We start from the raw sequence: 15,809 nt of genomic DNA on the forward strand, positions 1-15,809 counted from the left end.
CGAATGAGGGAGTGAGCACCATGGCCGAGTCCGCCCCACCCCACGGGGTTTCGTCGAACCGGCAGCTCGCGGCCTCCGCTCTCGAGGACAGCTACCGGCGTTACGCGGACACCGTCGACGCCCCGGAGCGGGCTCTGGCCGCCCACCTGGACCTCGGCAGGGAGCGACGTGACGCCGCGGTCCTGACCCGCGTCTACCGGCCCGGCGACCGATGGGACATCGGCGCCGCCCTGCAGATCGTCACCGACGACATGCCGCTGCTCGTCGAATCCGTCATCGCGCTGCTGACCCGGCTCGGCGTCGCCATCCGCGAACTGGTCCATCCCGTGGTGTCCGTACGGCGCGACGCGGGCGGCGGCCTGCGCGAGATGGTGGCCGACACCACGCCCCCGTCCGGCTTCGTCACCGAGTCGTGGATACACGTCCAGCTGCATCCGGCCACCGCCGAGGCCACCCTCGATGCCGTGGGCACCGAGATCGGGGGTGTGCTCGCCGACGTCCGGCAGGTCGGTGCCGACACCGCCGAGATGCTCGCCCGGGAACGCGATCTCGCCACCGAACTCGACGCGCTCGCCGAGAACCCGCCGCCGCGGCACGCCGCGGAGGATCTTCGGGAGACGTCGGCGCTGCTGCGCTGGCTCGCGCGGGGCAACTACACCGTCCTCGGCTATCGGCGCTACGACGTCGTCGCCGACGCCTCGGGGACGCGCCGTGCCCGCGCCGTGCCGGGCAGCGGACTCGGGGTGCTGCGCTCCGACCTGGCCGCCGACGACGTGATCGACATGTCGGCAACGGTCGAGGCCGCCGACCGTCCGCTGCTGGTGCTCACCCAGGCCTCCCTGCCTGCCACGGTGCACCGCTCGGTGTACCCGTACTTCGTGGGCGTCGCCGTGCTCGACTCCGACGGCCGGGTCGTCGGCGAGCACCGGTTCCTCGGTGTGCTCGCCGTGACCGCGCTGCACGAGAACGTACTCGACATCCCGGTGCTGGCCCGCCGGGTACGGGAGGTGGTGGCCCTCGCCGGCGTGGAACTGTCGTCGTTCACCGGCCAGGCCATGCTCGAGGTGCTGCAGGCACTACCCCGGGTGGAACTGTTCTCCGCCGACACCGAGACCCTCTACGAGACCGTCACCGCCGTGGTCGCGATGCGCCGGCAACTCCGGCTGTTCGTGCGGGTGGACCCCTACGGCCGCTTCGTCTCGTGCCTGATCTACCTGCCCCGCGACCGCTACAACACCCGCGTGCGGGTCGCGATGCAGCAGATCCTGCTGCGCGAGTACGGCGGCGGTGCCATCCACTACACCGCCCGGGTCACCGAGGGCGACCTGGCGTTGCTGCACGTGACCATCCGGACTCCACCGGGGCAGGCACTGCCGCGGATCGACACCTCCGAGGACAATCGGCTGCGCATCCAGGCCCTGCTCGCCGAGGCCAGCCGCAGCTGGGACGACCACCTCGCCGACCTGGCCGCCACCGACCACACCGTCGATCCCGTGCTCGTACAGCGCTACGCGGAGGTGCTGCCCGACGGCTACAAGGAGGACTTCGACGCGAGCCGGGCGCTGGCCGACATCGCCCGTCTCGAGGCGCTGCGGGACGGCAGCATCGACCTGCTCCTGTACCGGCAACCCGGCGCCGATCCGCGCCGGTGGCGTTTCACGCTCTACATCGGCAGCGAGGGCATCACCCTCAGCCAGGTGCTGCCGGTGCTGCAGAGCCTCGGCGTCGAGGTGCTCGACGAGCGCCCGTACCAGATCATCCGCGCCGACCGGATGAGCTGCTGGATCTACGATTTCGGGCTGGTCCTGCCCGTCGACGTCGAACCCGACCCGGGCGTGACCACCCGTTTCACCGCGGCGTTCGCCGCCATGTGGCACGGACTGTCGGAACCGGACCGGTTCAACGAACTCGTCCTGCGGGCCGGAATGGGCTGGCGGCAGGCCATGATGCTGCGCGCCTACGCCAAGTACCTGCGGCAGGCCGGCTTCCCCTACAGCCAGTACCGCATCGAAGGAGTCCTGCTCGCGGACCCGGACACCACCGCGCTGTTCGCCGAACTGTTCGAGGCGATGTTCGACCCGGACGAGGCATCTGCCGACCGCGAGCAGGACGCCGCCGCCGAACTGGTCGGCCGGATCGACGCCGTCGTCGGTCTCGACGCCGACCGGATCCTGCGCGGCCTCTTCGGCCTGATCCGGGCGACGTTGCGCACCAACTACTTCGTATCGAGCGACGACGGGGCCGTCCCGCTCTCGCGCCCCGACGCCGCACCCGCCCGGGCCCTGTCGTTCAAACTCGACCCGACCCGCATCGACGAGTTGCCCCAGCCGCGACCGAAGTTCGAGGTGTTCGTCTACGCCCCCGACGTCGAGGGTGTGCACATGCGTTTCGGCGCGGTCGCCCGCGGTGGCCTGCGCTGGTCGGACCGGCGGGAGGACTTCCGCACCGAGATCCTCGGTCTCGCGAAAGCGCAGGCCGTGAAGAACGCCGTCATCGTTCCCGTCGGCGCCAAGGGCGGCTTCGTCGTCAAACGCCCGGTCGCGCCGACCGGCGATGCGGCCGCCGACCGGCAGGCCGTGCGCGCGCAGGGGGAGGCCTGCTACCGGCGGTTCATCGCCGGTCTGCTCGACGTCACCGACAACCTCGACCGAGCGAGAGGCGTGGCCGTGCCGCCGCCGCGGGTCGTCCGCCGCGACGGCGACGACACGTACCTCGTGGTCGCCGCCGACAAGGGCACCGCGACCTTTTCCGACCTCGCCAACGAGGTCGCCCGCGAGTACGGGTTCTGGCTCGGCGACGCCTTCGCCTCCGGCGGATCCGCCGGCTACGACCACAAGGCCATGGGCATCACCGCCCGCGGAGCCTGGGAGAGCGTCAAGCGGCACTTCCGTGAACTGGGCGTCGACACCCAGAGCGAGGACTTCACCGTCGCCGGCATCGGCGACATGAGCGGCGACGTGTTCGGCAACGGAATGCTCCTGAGCACCCACATCCGGTTGGTGGCCGCGTTCGATCATCGGCACATCTTCCTCGACCCCGACCCGGAGCCCGCCGCCTCGTACGCCGAGCGGCGCCGCCTGTACGAGCTGCCCCGCTCGTCGTGGGCCGACTACGACACGGAGCTGATCAGCACCGGTGGCGGGGTGTGGGAGCGTTCCCTGAAATCCGTTTCCCTCAGCGCCGAGGTGCGGAGCGTGCTCGGACTCGACGACGACGTCACCGAGCTCTCACCCCCCGAACTGATCCGCGCGATCCTGCGGGCCCCGGTGGACCTGCTGTGGAACGGGGGCATCGGCACCTACGTCAAGGCCGTCCCCGAAACCGATGCCGACGTGGGCGACAAGAGCAACGACGCGGTCCGCGTCAACGGCGGCACCCTCCGCGCCCGGGTGGTGGGGGAGGGCGGCAACCTCGGCGTCACCCAGCGCGGCCGCATCGAATACGCCCGCGCCGGCGGCAAGATCAACACCGATGCGATCGACAACTCCGCCGGGGTCGACTGCTCCGACCACGAGGTCAACATCAAGATCCTGCTCGACTCGATGGTCACCGCCGGTGCCCTCGACACCGCCGACCGCAACCCGCTGCTCGAATCCATGACCGACGAGGTCGGTCGAATCGTCCTCGAGGACAACATTTCCCAGAACAACCTGCTCGGCTACTCCCGCACCGGCGCCCCCACCATGCTCGCGGTGCACCAGCGGCTGATCGCCGACCTCGTCGCCGAACGCGGAATCGACCGGTCCCTCGAGGCGCTGCCCGGCGACGCCGAGATCGAGCGGCGTCGCCTCGAAGGAGAGGGACTGACCTCGCCCGAGCTGTCCACCCTGCTCGCCCACGTCAAACTCGCCCTCGCCGACGACCTGCTCGACACCGACCTGCCCGACAGCGAGACCTTCGCCGGACGGCTACCCGGCTACTTCCCGCGGCAACTGCGCGAACCCTTCCGCGCCGGCATCCGCTCCCACCCACTGCGGCGGCAGATCGTAGCGACGATCCTCGCCAACGAAACCGTCGACAACGGCGGGATCAGCTACGTCTACCGGCTCTCCGAGGAGGCCGGAGCATCGAGCACCGACGCCATCCGCGCCTACGCCGCCGTCACCGAGATCTTCGATCTGCCCGGCGTGTGGGCCCGCATCCGCTCTGCCGACACGACCACGGCCGTCGCCGACGACCTGCTGCTCGAATCGCACCGCGTCCTCGACCGGGCGTCGCGGTGGCTGCTGTCGAACCGGCCGCAACCTCTGGCCGTCGGCGCCGAGATCAGCCGGTACCGGGCCATGTTCGCGCGGCTCGCCCCCCGGGTGGGGGAGTGGATGCAGGGTCACCACGTGCAGGACCTGAAGGAACGCGCCGAGCCGCTGCTCGCGCGCGGCGCCCCCGAGGAGCTGACGTGGGACGTGTTCCGTCTCCTCGACCAGTTCCCGCTGCTGGACGTGATCGACATCGCCGACATCGCCGAACGGGACGAGGCCGAGGTCGCCGAGCTGTACTACGCGATGGACGCCCACATGGGAATCGACTGGCTCCTCTCGGCGGTGACGGCCCTCGAACGCGGCGACCGCTGGCACTCGCTGGCGCGGCTCGCCCTGCGCGACGAGCTGTACGGGTCGCTGCGCACGCTCACCCTCGACGTGCTCGCCACGTCCGAACCCGGCGAGAGCACCCGCGAGATGATCGAGGACTGGGAGCTGACCAACGGTTCGCGGCTCGGCCGCGCGAGGTCGGCGCTCGAGGAGATCTTCCTGTCTGGAAACCTGGACCTCGCGACGCTGTCCGTGGCGGCGCGTCAGGTCAGGAGCATGGTGCGCGCCGGCGCACCCGACAGGAGGTAGACCGTTGAAGCACGCCGGGGCCGACCACCGTGGAGCCGTGGGGACCGCGCAGTGAGCGACGCGACCGAGCAGTTCGGGTTCCACACCGCGGTGGAGGTGCGCTGGTCCGACATGGACGCGTTCCAGCACATCAACCACGCGCGCATGGTCACCCTCCTCGAAGAGGCCCGCATCCCGTGGTTGTTCGCCGACGGCCGGCCCACCGTGAACCTGCGGGAAGGCGCCGTGATCGCCGACCTGCACGTGCGGTACCGCGGCCAGTTGCGGCACGAGGACAGCCCCCTGGACGTGCTGATGTGGATCGAGCGGGTGCGGGCGGTCGACTTCACCATCGGCTACGAGGTCCGGCCCGGCGGCGCGCCGGCCGATGCCACGCCCTCCGTCGTCGCCTCGACCCAGATCGCGGCGTTCGACATCGGAACCCAGCGGCTGCGCCGGCTCACCGATCCCGAGCGCGAATACCTGCAACGGTGGCGTCGTGACTGACGCCGTCGGAGCGACCGGGACGACACCCGAACGCTGGTTGCAGATCCCGGACCCGGCCGATCGTGCCGACCTCGTCGCGTTCCTCACCCGTGCGGTCCGCCTCGACGAGGCCGCCGTGGTGCGGCTGCGGCAACGGCGCGACGGCCTCCTCTCGGCATGGGTGAACACCGGGTTCGACGCCCTCGCCGTCCGGGTGCTGCGCGGCACGGTCGCCCCGCCGGACACGACCGTCGCCGCGGACGGGCTGCGCTCCGGCCTGCTCGCCGCCGGCGGCGACGGGGTGGATCCCGGGTGGGCGATGGACTCGGTGTGGCGCGGCGCGCTGCCCCCGGAAACCGGATACGTCCACCTCGACGACGTTCCCGCCCGCATCCTCGTGGACCTCGCGCAGCGCGGCGTCGCGCTCAGTCGCGAGCAGGGACAGGGACCGCCGTCGTCGCTGCTGGCGCAGGAGGTGCTCGAAGTCGCCGGTGGGGGCGAGCGGGCCGGGGTGCCGATGCGGCTGGTGTTCGCGCTCAACGCGATGGGGTTCGTGCCCACGGGCGGTGTCCGCGCGACGGCGGAGATCGACCTGGACCGGATCGATCCGGCCGAGGTGGTGCGCGTGCGGGCGACGGCGACGTGGCTGCGGCTCGACGCCCGCTACGGATCGGTCTACCTCCGTCGCGGGGGTGGTCTCGGCCTCAGCGTGCGCTGACGCCGCCGAGGTTCCGGCCCAGCAGCATCAGCGCCGTGACCACGACCACCGTCCCCGCGAAGGCCACCGGCTCCAGTCGCTCGCCGAGCACCAGCACGCCGAGCACGGCCGCGACCACCGGCTCCGCGAGCGTGAGCGTTGCCGCCGCCGCCGGCGTCAGCCGGCGCAGGCCCCGTGCGAACAGCAGGTAGGCGAGGACCGTGGGGACGAGGGCGAGATAGACGACGGTCGTCGCACCGGCCACGCTGTCGAGCCCGCCCGGCCACCGGGCCGACAGGATCGCCGCCATCGGCACCGCCGCCACCCCGAACATCGCACCCATGGATCCGGCCGGGGTGGCGCCGCGGGCGAGCAGGGCCGCACCCGCGACGGTGTACGTCGCGAAGCCCAGGCCGGCCGCGAGCGCGGGCGGGGCCCCGGCCGCGACGGATCCGGCGCTCCCCGAGGCGCCGTCGCCCGATCCGGCGACGATGAGGACGAGCCCGACGACCGCGATCGCCGTCGACACCGCCCACACGCGGCCGGGGTGGCGCCGGGACACCAGCCACTGCAGCAGCCCGGCGAACGCCGGCCCGGACCCGAGCGCGATCATGGTGCCTGCGGCGACGCCCGCGGTCTGTACCGCGGTGAAGAATCCCAGTTGATACATCACCACGCCGCTGGCGCCGAGCAGCGTCGGCAGCCGACGTCCCGGCGGGAACAGCGGGCCGCGCGGCCACGCGAACAAGGCGAGCACCGTGCCGGCCAGCACGATGCGGCCCGCCCCGACCGCGACGGCGTCCAGCGGGGCGCCGAGCGCACGCGAACCCAGGGCCTGCGCGGTCCCCGTCGTCCCGAACAGCGCGGACGCCGCCAGCACCAGGGCGACTGCGCCCGCCGGCGTGCGGTGGGCCGTCAGATCAGCCACGCCGCGCAGTTGCCGCGCAGCTGTCCGTCCACGAGCGGCGCGCTGGACAGGATCACCGTGCCCGGCGGCATCTCCACCGGATGCTCGGTGGTGTTCAGGGCGCAGATCAGCCCACCGGGCCGGCGGAAGGCCAGGCATCCGGGAGGGCTGCCGTACCACTCCACGTCGGGGCCGTCGAACTCCGGCCGTTGCCGCCGCGCCTCGAGCGCCGCCCGATACAGCGACAGAGTGGACGAGACGTCCTCGAGCTGCGCCTCGACGGTCAGCTCGGACCACGCGTCCGGCTGCGGCAGCCACGTCTGCGCTGCGGTGGTGAAGCCGAACGGCGGCCGGGTGCCCTCCCACGGCATGGGCACCCGGCACCCGTCCCGGCCGCGGTCGGTGTGCCCCGACCGCTCCCACACCGGGTCCTGCAGCACTTCCTCCGGCAGGTCGTCGACGTTGGGCAGACCGAGCTCGGCTCCGTTGTAGAGGAAGGCCGCCCCGGGCAGTGCCAGCTCGACGAGGATCATCGCCCGCGCGCGGTCGCGCCCGAGCGGGCCGCCGCCGTAGCGCGTCACCTCGCGCTCGATGTCGTGATTGGACAGCGTCCACGTCGCAACCCCGCCGATGGGTGCGACCGCGGCGAGCGACGTGTCGATCGCCTCCCGGATCCGGGCGGCGTCCCAGCTCGCGAGCGCCAGATGGAAGTTGAACGCCAGGTGCAGTTCGTCGGGCCGCAGGTACTCGGAGAACAGCACATGGTCGTGCACCCAGATCTCGCCGACGGCCACCGCGTCCGGGTACTCGTCGAGCACCGAGCGGATCCGGCGGTGGATGTCGTGGACCTCCGTGTTGTTGAACCGGGGATCGTCGTCGAAGTGCCGCAGCAGCCGGTTCTGTTCCCAGTGGTCGAAGTCGGGGAGCCCGCCGGGTTTGGCCATGCCGTGGGCGACGTCGATGCGGAAGCCGTCGACGCCGCGGTCGAGCCAGAAGCGCAGGGTCTTCTCCAGGTCCTCGAACACCTCGTCGTTGTGCCAGTTCAGGTCCGGCTGCTCCGGCGCGAACAGGTGCAGGTACCACTGGCCGGGGGTGCCGTCGGGCTCGGTCACGCGGGACCACGCGGGGCCGCCGAACACACTCGGCCAGTTGTTCGGCGGCAGGTCCCCGTTCGGACCGCGTCCGTCCCGGAAGTGATATCGGGCCCGCGCGGGGCTGCCGGACGCGGCGGCCAGGGCCTCCCGGAACCAGGGATGTTCGGAGCTCGTGTGGTTGGGCACCAGATCCATCACGACCCGGATCCGGCGTGCGTGGGCGGCCTCGATCAGGGCGTCGAGGGCGGCCAGGTCGCCGAACAGGGGGTCGACGTCGCGTGGATCGGACACGTCGTAGCCGTGGTCGGCCATCGGTGAGCGCATCACCGGGTTCAGCCAGAGCGCGTCGACTCCCAGCAGCTCCAGGTATCCGAGCTTGTCGCGGATCCCGTCGAGGTCGCCGACGCCGTCTCCGTCGGAGTCGGCGAACGAGCGGGGGTACACCTGGTAGAAGACGGCGTCCGCCCACCAGCGTTGTTCGGGGGTGCCGGAGGGAGTGCTCACAGCCACCCATAGTGCCAAACCGACAGGTGGGCCACGACTCGAACGTCGCCGCCCCGGTCCGTCGTCAGATCGGCGAGTTCATCATCGAGTCCGCCGCCATCTCCATGTACGCGATCAACTGGCGGCGGTGCGCGTCGTCGAGCGTCTGCGAATCGATCGAGGCGATGGCGGTATGCATGCAGCGCAACCAGGCGTCGCGTTCGAGCGGACCGATCCGGAACGGGTGGTGACGCATCCGCAGCCGCGGGTGCCCGCGCTCGTCCGAGTAGGTGCGTGGTCCGCCCCAGTACTGCTCGAGGAACATCCGCATGCGACGTTCCGCCGGGCCGAGGTCCTCCTCGGGGTACAGCGGGCGGACGATCTCGTCCTTGGCCACTTCCTCGTAGAACCGCGCCGTGAGCTTGTGGAAGGTCTCGGCGCCGCCGACCGCGTCGTAGAAGGTCTGCTCGTCACTCATAGGTTCTGCTCACCGTTCCTCTCGCTCGTCCATTGTGCCGGTTCGGTGGGGACGCGCCGGAACCGCACGTCGCCGGTACCGGATGTTCACCTCCGCGACCCGGAAAGTCCGCAGAATCGGGGTGCGACGTGCGTAGATCCGTGGTCCACTTGTGAGCAGTCTTCCGGAGGTCGTATGAAGCACCGACGCAGCGCACATCGACAACTCCCGCCCGCCGACGCCCTTGTCGGGGCGCCGGGGGCCAACTCCCTGTGTGTCGTACGCGACGACGCCGTCCCCGATTGGGTCAAACGCCGCGTACTTCTGCTCAATGCCACCTACGAACCGCTCACCGCGTTGCCCGCCCGTCGTGCGGTGGTGCTCATGGCCGGCGGTAAGGCCGACACCGTGCACGACGATCCGCTCGGCCCGCTGGTGCGGTCCGCGGAGTGGGCCGTGCAGATCCCGTGGGTGATCCGCCTGCGAACCTTCGTGCACGTGCCGTACCACGCGCGGGTACCGATGACGCGTGCCGCGCTCATGCACCGCGACCGGAATCGGTGCGCCTACTGCGGCGCCAAGGCCGAGACGATCGACCATGTGGTGCCGCGCAGCCGCGGAGGGGACCACTCGTGGGAGAACTGCGTCGCGTGCTGCGCGTCGTGCAACCACCGCAAGGCCGACAAGCTGCTCAGCGAACTCGGCTGGACGCTGCGGGCTGCGCTCGTGCCCCCCAAGGGCCGGCACTGGCGGCTGCTGGCGACGCTGCCGGAGCTGCATCCGACCTGGTTGCCGTACCTCGGTGAGGGCGCGGCCTGACGGACGTCGCCGCAAGTCGGGGCAAGCGCGCCGGGATCGGACATGCTGGGCTACCGTTTGCGGTGTGAGCATTCTCGAGACAACCCTCATATTCGTTGCCATCCCGGTGGCGATCATCGTGATATTCGGGGTCTTCTCCGTCTTCACGAAGCCGATCCCGGGCACGCGGCCCGCCGAGTACAAGCTCGGGGAGAAGTGGGACCACGAGCCGATGCTGTGGAGCGCGGTCGACGAGGTCACCACGCACGGCCACCACGGTGGGCATCATGAACTCGTCGCCGGCGCGCCGGTCGACCCGATCGGAGGTAGGGCAAGTGGCAAGTGGTGACGTGATGCACAGCCAGACGGCTGTCGCTCCCGCGGAGCTGCCGTACGGTGCGGCCCTGACGTCGAGTGGCCGGATCTCCCGGACCCGCGTCCTCGACGGCCTGTTCGAGGGTCCGCCGTTCAGCGACCGCGACATGATCGATCTCGACGATGCGCTCACCGAGGCCACCCGGGCGACCAAGGTGCGCTTCAACGTGTACGTCGCGGACGCCGCAGATCCGGCGGTCACGACCGACGCGGTGTTCCCGACCACGCCGGAATCGTCGAACTCGGTGCTCGTCGCCGTGTACCCGAACCAGCGCGCCATCGAGATCCGCAGCGGACGCGGCGTCGCGGACCGCGTCGACAACCGGATCGCGCAGCTCGGCGTGACCGCGGCGATCTCGTCCTTCGGGCAGGGCGACCTGATCGACGGCATCATCAGCGCGATCCGCGTCATGGCGAACGCGATCACCGCGCCGTAGAGCCCTCCCTCGCTGTGGCCGAATGTCACACCGGATCGATTCCATCGACCGAATGTGACATTCGGCCACACGCGTACGGCGGCTAGGACGCGTCGAACGCCCGGGCCTTCAGCGACCGGACGATCCCCGCGCGACCCTCGCTGATCAGCCGGCGCAGGGCCGGCGGGTGATCACCGGCGAGGAACTCGTCGGCCGCCGCCACCGACGACTCGCTGATCGACCACGACGGGTACAGCCCCACGACGACGGTCTGCGCGACCTCGCTGGAGCGACGCTCCCACACGCCCGGCACGTCGGCGAAGTACCGCGCGACGTATCGTTCGAGCAGCTCACCCTGCCCGGCCGGCGCGAAGCCGCCGATGATCGCGCGGGCGGTGATGTTCGGGATCGAATCGTCGCCCACCACCGCGTCCCACACCTGCTCCTTGACGGCCTCCTGCGGCCGCGCCGCCCGCGCGGTGGCAGCCTGGCGCGCACCGGCCGCCGTCGGATCGCGCTCGGCCTCGGCATCGATGAACGGCGACTCGACCCCCTCGGCGTCGATCTCCCCGGCCGCGGCCAGCGCCTGCACGATCCGCCACCGCAGATCCGTGTCGACGACCAGCCCGCCCAGCCCGACGTTCGCCGGATCGGCACCGAGCAGCTCGCCGAGCACTTCGGTGTGCCACGGCGCGAGCCGGGCCGTGGTCAGCGCGTTGACGAACGCGAGCTGATGGTCCGAGCCGGGCTGCGCCTCGCGGGCCAGTTCCAGCAGCCGGTTCGCGTAGTCGTTCCAGCCCCGCTCGGTCGCCCAGCCCGGGTCGGCGTAGCTGCCGAGCGCGGTGTGCGCCTGCATCAACAGGCGCTGCACCACGCCGACCTCCGTCTCGGTCGCGATACCGCGCTGCACCAGCGCCACGAAGTCGCGGGCCTTCATCTCCGCCTGCCGGGTCATCTCCCATGCGGCGGACCATGCCAGGGTGCGCGGCAGCGGCTCGGCGATGTCGCCGATCCGGTCCGTCAGCACCTCGAGCGACCGGGGATCGAGGCGCACCGAGCAGTAGGTGAGGTCGTCGTCGTTGACGAGCACGAGCCGGCCGCGGTCCACTCCGACGAGCTCCGGCACCTCGGTGCGCTCGGTGGCGTCGAGATCGATCTCGACGCGGTGCGTGCGGAGCAGCTTGCCCGAGCCGTCGTCGTCGTAGACCCCGATCGCGAGCCGGTGCACCCGGTGTTCCCCGGCGCCCGGCTCGGCCCCCTCCTGGATCACCGCGAAGCGGGTGAACCGCCCGTCGTCGTCGACGTCGAAGTCGGGGCGCAGGATGTTCAGGCCGGTGGTCTTGAGCCACTGGGCACCCCATCCCGACAGGTCCCGGCCGGACGACTTCTCCAGCGCCGCCAGCAGGTCGTCGAACGTGGCATTGGCGAACGCGTGCTCACGGAAGTACTCCCGCAGGCCCGCCAGGAACGGTTCCTCGCCGACGTAGGCGACGAGCTGCTTGAGCACGGACGCGCCCTTGGCGTAGGTGATGCCGTCGAAGTTGACCTCCACCGCCGCGAGGTCGGGGATGTCCGCGGCGATCGGATGGGTCGAGGGCAGCTGGTCCTGGCGGTAGGCCCACGACTTCTCGACGTTCGCGAACGTGGTCCACGCGTTCGTGTACTCGGTGGCCCGCGACTGGCACAGCACCGACGCGAAGGTCGCGAACGACTCGTTGAGCCACAGGTCGTCCCACCAGCGCATGGTCACCAGGTCGCCGAACCACATGTGCGCCATCTCGTGCAGCACCGTCTCGGCGCGGCGTTCGTACGAGTAGCGGGTGACCTTGGAACGGAAGACGTAGTCCTCGAGGAACGTCACCGCGCCGGCGTTCTCCATCGCGCCGGCGTTGAACTCGGGGACGAACAGCTGGTCGTACTTGCCGAACGCGTAGGGCAGGCCGAAGTTCTCGTGGTAGAACGCGAAGCCCTGCTTGGTTTCGGTGAACAGCCGGTCGGCGTCCATGAACTCCGCCAGCGAGGCGCGGCAGTAGATGCCGAGGGGGATGGTGCCGTGTTCGTCGGTGTAGATGTCGGTCCACTGCGCGTACGGCCCGGCGATCAGCGCGACGAGGTAGGTGCTCATCCGCGGGGTGGTACGGAAGACGTGCCGGCCCGGCTCCGCGGCGACGTTGTGCACGGTCTCGGAATTGGAGATCACCGACCAGTCCGCAGGGGCCGTGACCGCGATGTCGAACGTGGCTTTGAGGTCCGGCTGGTCGAAGCACGCGAACATCCGCTTGGCGTCGGCCGTCTCGAACTGCGAGTACAGGTAGACCGCGCCGTCGGTGGGGTCGACGAACCGGTGCAGGCCCTCGCCGGTGTTCGTGTAGAGGCAATCCGCCTCGACGACGAGCTCGTTGCGCGCGGCCAGTCCGCTCAGCGCGATCCCGTTCTCCTCGGTGTATCCGGAGACGTCGACGGGCGTGCCGTTGAGGGTGGCCGAGTGCACGGACTGCGCGATCAGGTCGACGAAGGTCGACGCGCCGTCCGTGGCGTCGAATGTGACGGTGGTGGTCGAACGGAACGTGGTCGTTCCCGGAGCGCCCGCGCCGTCGGTCAGGTCCAGCTCGATGCGGTAGTTGTCGACGGTCAGGACCGCGGACCGCTCGGCCGCCTGCTCGCGGGTCAGATTCGGTGGTGCCACGGAAAACTCCTTCTCACGACGGGATGCGACTCGGGTGCCATCCCATCATGTGAGGGACCGGTTCACCCGGCGACCTCCGCGAGCGGCACCTGCGGATCGGAGAGCCGGTGCGGGTCGACGGATTCGCCGGAGGAGATCAGCGCGCGGATGTCGTCGCCCGCGTCCCAGATGTTGACGTTCATCCCGGCGCAGACCCGGCCCGCCGCGTCGAGCCAGAACGCGAGGAACTGCCGGGAGCCGACGTCGCCGCGGGTGATCACCCGCGCCTCGGCGGGTGCGTGTCCGACGTACTCCATGCCGAGGTCGTACTGGTCGGTGAAGAAGTAGGGCAGGCGGTCGTAGGAGGCGGGCCGGCCCAGCATGGTGGCGGCCGCGACGTCGGGCTGGTTGAGCGCGTTGGCCCAGTGTTCGACCCGGATCCGGGTCCGCAGCAGCGGATGCTCGGCGGCGGCGATGTCGCCGACCGCGACGATGTCGGGATCGCTCGTCGCAAGGGATGCATCGACCGCCACGCCGTCGTTCGCCACGGTCAGTCCCGCATCGCGGGCGAGTTCGACGTTGGGCTGCGCCCCCACGGCGACGAGGACCGCGTCGGCCCGGATGTCGGTGCCGTCGCCGAGGCGCAGCCCGGTGGCGCGGCCGTCGACGGTGAGAATCTCCGACACCGTCGTCGAGAGACGCAGGTCCACCCCGTGGCTCCGGTGCAGGTCCGCGAACACCGCGCCCATCTGCTCGCCGAGTGCGCCGGACAGCGGCTGGGCGGCACTCTCGACGACGGTCACGTCGGCGCCGTGTCCGCGCGCCCCGGCCGCGATCTCGAGTCCGATCCAGCCGGCGCCGACGATCGCCAGGTGCGGCGCCGGACCCGCGTCGCGACGGATCGCGGCGAGCAGCGCGTCGGACTGCTCGACGGTGCGCAACAGGTGCACGCCCGCGGCGTCGATGCCCGGCAGCGGGATATGCCGCGGGCGCGAGCCGGTCGCGAGGGCGAGCTTGTCGTAGCGCACGGTGGAACCGTCGGGCAGGGTGACGGTGTGGGCGCCCGGGTCGAGGGCGGTGACGGTCACACCGAGTTCGACCTCGACCCGGTGGTCGCGATACCAGTCACCGTGCTGCACGGTGAACTCCTCGAGCCGCTTCGTGCCGGCGAAGTACTCCTTCGACAGCGGAGGCCGCTCGTAGGGGAGGTGCTCCTCCTCACCCAGGAGAAGGATCCGGCCGGGGAAGTCGCGGGCGCGCAGCTGCTCGGCCGTCTTGGCTCCGGCGAGCCCGCCTCCGACGATGACGAAGAGCTTCTCGTTGGACATCGCGCATCCCCGTTCCGTGCGGCACCGGTCCTTCGACGGTACGTCGGTGGGGGCGCGGGAACCGGCGGTTCGGGAAGAATTCGGCAAGGGCCGGTGTTGAATCGGACCGTAGTCCGAATTTCTGCAGCGAGGAGACCCCGTGAGCGACCCGATCTCGAAGGACACCGCCGACTTCTGGTTCGACCCGTTGTGCCCGTGGTGCTGGATCACCTCGCGCTGGATCCTCGAGGTGGCGCAGGTCCGCGACATCGAGGCGAAGTTCCACGTCATGAGTCTGGCCGTGCTCAACGAGGGCAAGGACGACCTGCCTGAGAACTACCGCGAGCTGATGACGCGGGCCTGGGGTCCGGTGCGCGTGGCGATCGCCGCGGCGCAGAAGTACGGCGACGCGGTCCTCGAACCGCTGTACACCGCGATGGGCACGCAGATCCACAACGAGGGCAACAAGGATCTCCCGGCGGTGATCGCCAAGTCCCTCGCCGACCTGGGCCTGGATCCGGACCTCGCGCGCGCGGCCGACACCGACGCCTACGACGAGGCGCTGCGCGCCAGCCACGCCGCCGGCATGGACGCGGTCGGTCCGGATGTCGGCACGCCGACCATCCATGTCAACGGCGTGGCGTTCTTCGGCCCGGTCCTCTCGCGGATCCCGCGCGGCGAGGAGGCCGGCCGGATGTGGGACGGGGTGGTGGCCATGGCGTCGTACCCGCACTTCTTCGAACTCAAGCGCACTCGCACCGAGGACCCGAGCTTCGAATAGGCGCCTCCGCCGCCTATTCTCGACGCCATGCGCGTTTACCTGGGTGCCGACCACGCCGGCTTCGAACGTAAGAACCAGATCATGGAACACCTCACCGCCAACGGCCACGAGGCCGTCGACTGCGGCGCGTACGAGTACGACGCCGTCGACGACTACCCGGCGTTCTGCATCGAAGCCGCCCGCCGCGTCGTCGCCGACGAAGGCAGCCTCGGCATCGTCCTCGGCGGCAGCGGCAACGGCGAGCAGATCGCGGCGAACAAGGTGCCGGGAGCCCGCTGTGCCCTCGCGTGGAGCGTGGAGACCGCCCAGTTGGCCCGCGAGCACAACAACGCGCAGCTCATCGGCATCGGTGGGCGCATGCACAGCCTCGAGGAGGCGCTGGCCATCGTCGACGCGTTCGTCGCCACCCCGTGGTCGGGGGAGGAACGGCACCAGCGGCGCATCGACATCCTGAGCGAGTACGAGAAGACCGGGCAGGCCCCCGAAGTTCCCGGGGCGCCGTCCTGACGAACGGAGCCTGATCGAC

The 15,809-nt window shown here is 70.7% G+C and carries 13 protein-coding genes; 8 read left to right on the plus strand and 5 right to left on the minus strand.

Annotation, left to right across the window (positions count from 1 at the left end; all coding sequences use genetic code 11):
• Positions 1-20 precede the first annotated feature (20 nt).
• From ACM26Y_RS09820 to ACM26Y_RS09830, 3 genes are read left to right on the plus strand one after another with little or no spacing between them, the layout of a single operon-like run.
• The gene (locus ACM26Y_RS09820; RefSeq protein ID WP_371383340.1) at positions 21-4,838 is read left to right on the plus strand and encodes an NAD-glutamate dehydrogenase; all 4,818 of its coding nucleotides are present in this window, start codon (positions 21-23) and stop codon (positions 4,836-4,838) included.
• A 51-nt stretch (positions 4,839-4,889) separates the two neighbouring features.
• The gene (locus ACM26Y_RS09825) at positions 4,890-5,324 is read left to right on the plus strand and encodes an acyl-CoA thioesterase (RefSeq protein WP_003937120.1); all 435 of its coding nucleotides are present in this window, start codon (positions 4,890-4,892) and stop codon (positions 5,322-5,324) included.
• Positions 5,317-6,021, plus strand: a complete 705-nt coding sequence (locus ACM26Y_RS09830; RefSeq protein ID WP_371383339.1) for a hypothetical protein — start codon at positions 5,317-5,319, stop codon at positions 6,019-6,021. Before ACM26Y_RS09825 ends, ACM26Y_RS09830 begins: the two co-directional genes overlap by 8 nt.
• On the opposite strand, the gene ACM26Y_RS09835 is transcribed toward ACM26Y_RS09830, so the two are convergent.
• From ACM26Y_RS09835 to ACM26Y_RS09845, 3 genes are all read right to left on the minus strand, one after another.
• Positions 6,008-6,928 carry an EamA family transporter gene (locus ACM26Y_RS09835; RefSeq protein WP_371383338.1) on the minus strand — a complete coding sequence of 307 codons (921 nt, stop codon included), beginning with the start codon at positions 6,926-6,928 and terminating at the stop codon, positions 6,008-6,010. The two genes, ACM26Y_RS09830 and ACM26Y_RS09835, sit on opposite strands and share 14 nt — an antisense overlap.
• Positions 6,916-8,505, minus strand: coding sequence for a glycoside hydrolase family 13 protein (locus tag ACM26Y_RS09840; RefSeq protein WP_416063336.1), 1,590 nt, complete (start codon positions 8,503-8,505; stop codon positions 6,916-6,918). Before ACM26Y_RS09840 ends, ACM26Y_RS09835 begins: the two co-directional genes overlap by 13 nt.
• Positions 8,506-8,569: 64 nt before the next feature.
• Entirely contained in the window at positions 8,570-8,962 is a 393-nt protein-coding gene (locus ACM26Y_RS09845) for a globin (RefSeq protein ID WP_003937124.1), read from the minus strand.
• Between the two features lie 174 nt (positions 8,963-9,136).
• On the opposite strand from ACM26Y_RS09845, the gene ACM26Y_RS09850 reads away from it, so the two are divergent.
• The 3 genes from ACM26Y_RS09850 to ACM26Y_RS09860 all read left to right on the plus strand — a co-directional run bounded on the left by ACM26Y_RS09850 (position 9,137) and on the right by ACM26Y_RS09860 (position 10,551).
• Positions 9,137-9,760: an HNH endonuclease gene (locus ACM26Y_RS09850; protein WP_003937125.1), complete on the plus strand. Its 624-nt coding sequence runs from the start codon at positions 9,137-9,139 to the stop codon at positions 9,758-9,760.
• Positions 9,761-9,824: 64 nt separating this feature from the next.
• Entirely contained in the window at positions 9,825-10,088 is a 264-nt protein-coding gene (locus tag ACM26Y_RS09855) for a hypothetical protein (RefSeq protein ID WP_003937126.1), read from the plus strand.
• Positions 10,075-10,551: a DUF5130 family protein gene (locus ACM26Y_RS09860; RefSeq protein WP_371383336.1), complete on the plus strand. Its 477-nt coding sequence runs from the start codon at positions 10,075-10,077 to the stop codon at positions 10,549-10,551. Before ACM26Y_RS09855 ends, ACM26Y_RS09860 begins: the two co-directional genes overlap by 14 nt.
• Positions 10,552-10,633: 82 nt before the next feature.
• On the opposite strand, the gene pepN is transcribed toward ACM26Y_RS09860, so the two are convergent.
• Together pepN and ACM26Y_RS09870 are read right to left on the minus strand one after the other, a co-directional pair.
• The gene (gene pepN / locus ACM26Y_RS09865) at positions 10,634-13,216 is read right to left on the minus strand and encodes an aminopeptidase N (protein WP_371383335.1); all 2,583 of its coding nucleotides are present in this window, start codon (positions 13,214-13,216) and stop codon (positions 10,634-10,636) included.
• Between the two features lie 62 nt (positions 13,217-13,278).
• Entirely contained in the window at positions 13,279-14,523 is a 1,245-nt protein-coding gene (locus ACM26Y_RS09870) for an NAD(P)/FAD-dependent oxidoreductase (protein WP_054375165.1), read from the minus strand.
• Between the two features lie 139 nt (positions 14,524-14,662).
• Between ACM26Y_RS09870 and ACM26Y_RS09875 the strand changes: the two genes are divergently transcribed.
• A complete protein-coding gene (locus ACM26Y_RS09875) occupies positions 14,663-15,283 on the plus strand; it encodes a DsbA family protein (RefSeq protein ID WP_289377761.1) in 621 nt (206 codons plus the stop codon).
• A gap of 27 nt (positions 15,284-15,310) precedes the next feature.
• Complete coding sequence (locus tag ACM26Y_RS09880) at positions 15,311-15,790, plus strand: ribose-5-phosphate isomerase (protein WP_003937131.1); 480 nt, start codon at positions 15,311-15,313, stop codon at positions 15,788-15,790.
• Positions 15,791-15,809: the final 19 nt, after the last annotated feature.

Source organism: Rhodococcus indonesiensis (assembly GCF_047782815.1).
Taxonomy (GTDB): Bacteria; Actinomycetota; Actinomycetes; order Mycobacteriales; family Mycobacteriaceae; genus Rhodococcus; species Rhodococcus indonesiensis.

Excerpts from the sequence above, each read along its gene's own strand:
- ACM26Y_RS09820 (WP_371383340.1), top strand. The coding sequence starts at position 21 with ATGGCCGAGTCCGCCCCACCCCACGGGGTTTCGTCGAACCGGCAGCTC.
- ACM26Y_RS09845 (WP_003937124.1), bottom strand. The coding sequence starts at position 8,962 with ATGAGTGACGAGCAGACCTTCTACGACGCGGTCGGCGGCGCCGAGACC.
- ACM26Y_RS09850 (WP_003937125.1), top strand. The coding sequence starts at position 9,137 with ATGAAGCACCGACGCAGCGCACATCGACAACTCCCGCCCGCCGACGCC.
- ACM26Y_RS09870 (WP_054375165.1), bottom strand. The coding sequence starts at position 14,523 with ATGTCCAACGAGAAGCTCTTCGTCATCGTCGGAGGCGGGCTCGCCGGA.
- ACM26Y_RS09880 (WP_003937131.1), top strand. The coding sequence starts at position 15,311 with ATGCGCGTTTACCTGGGTGCCGACCACGCCGGCTTCGAACGTAAGAAC.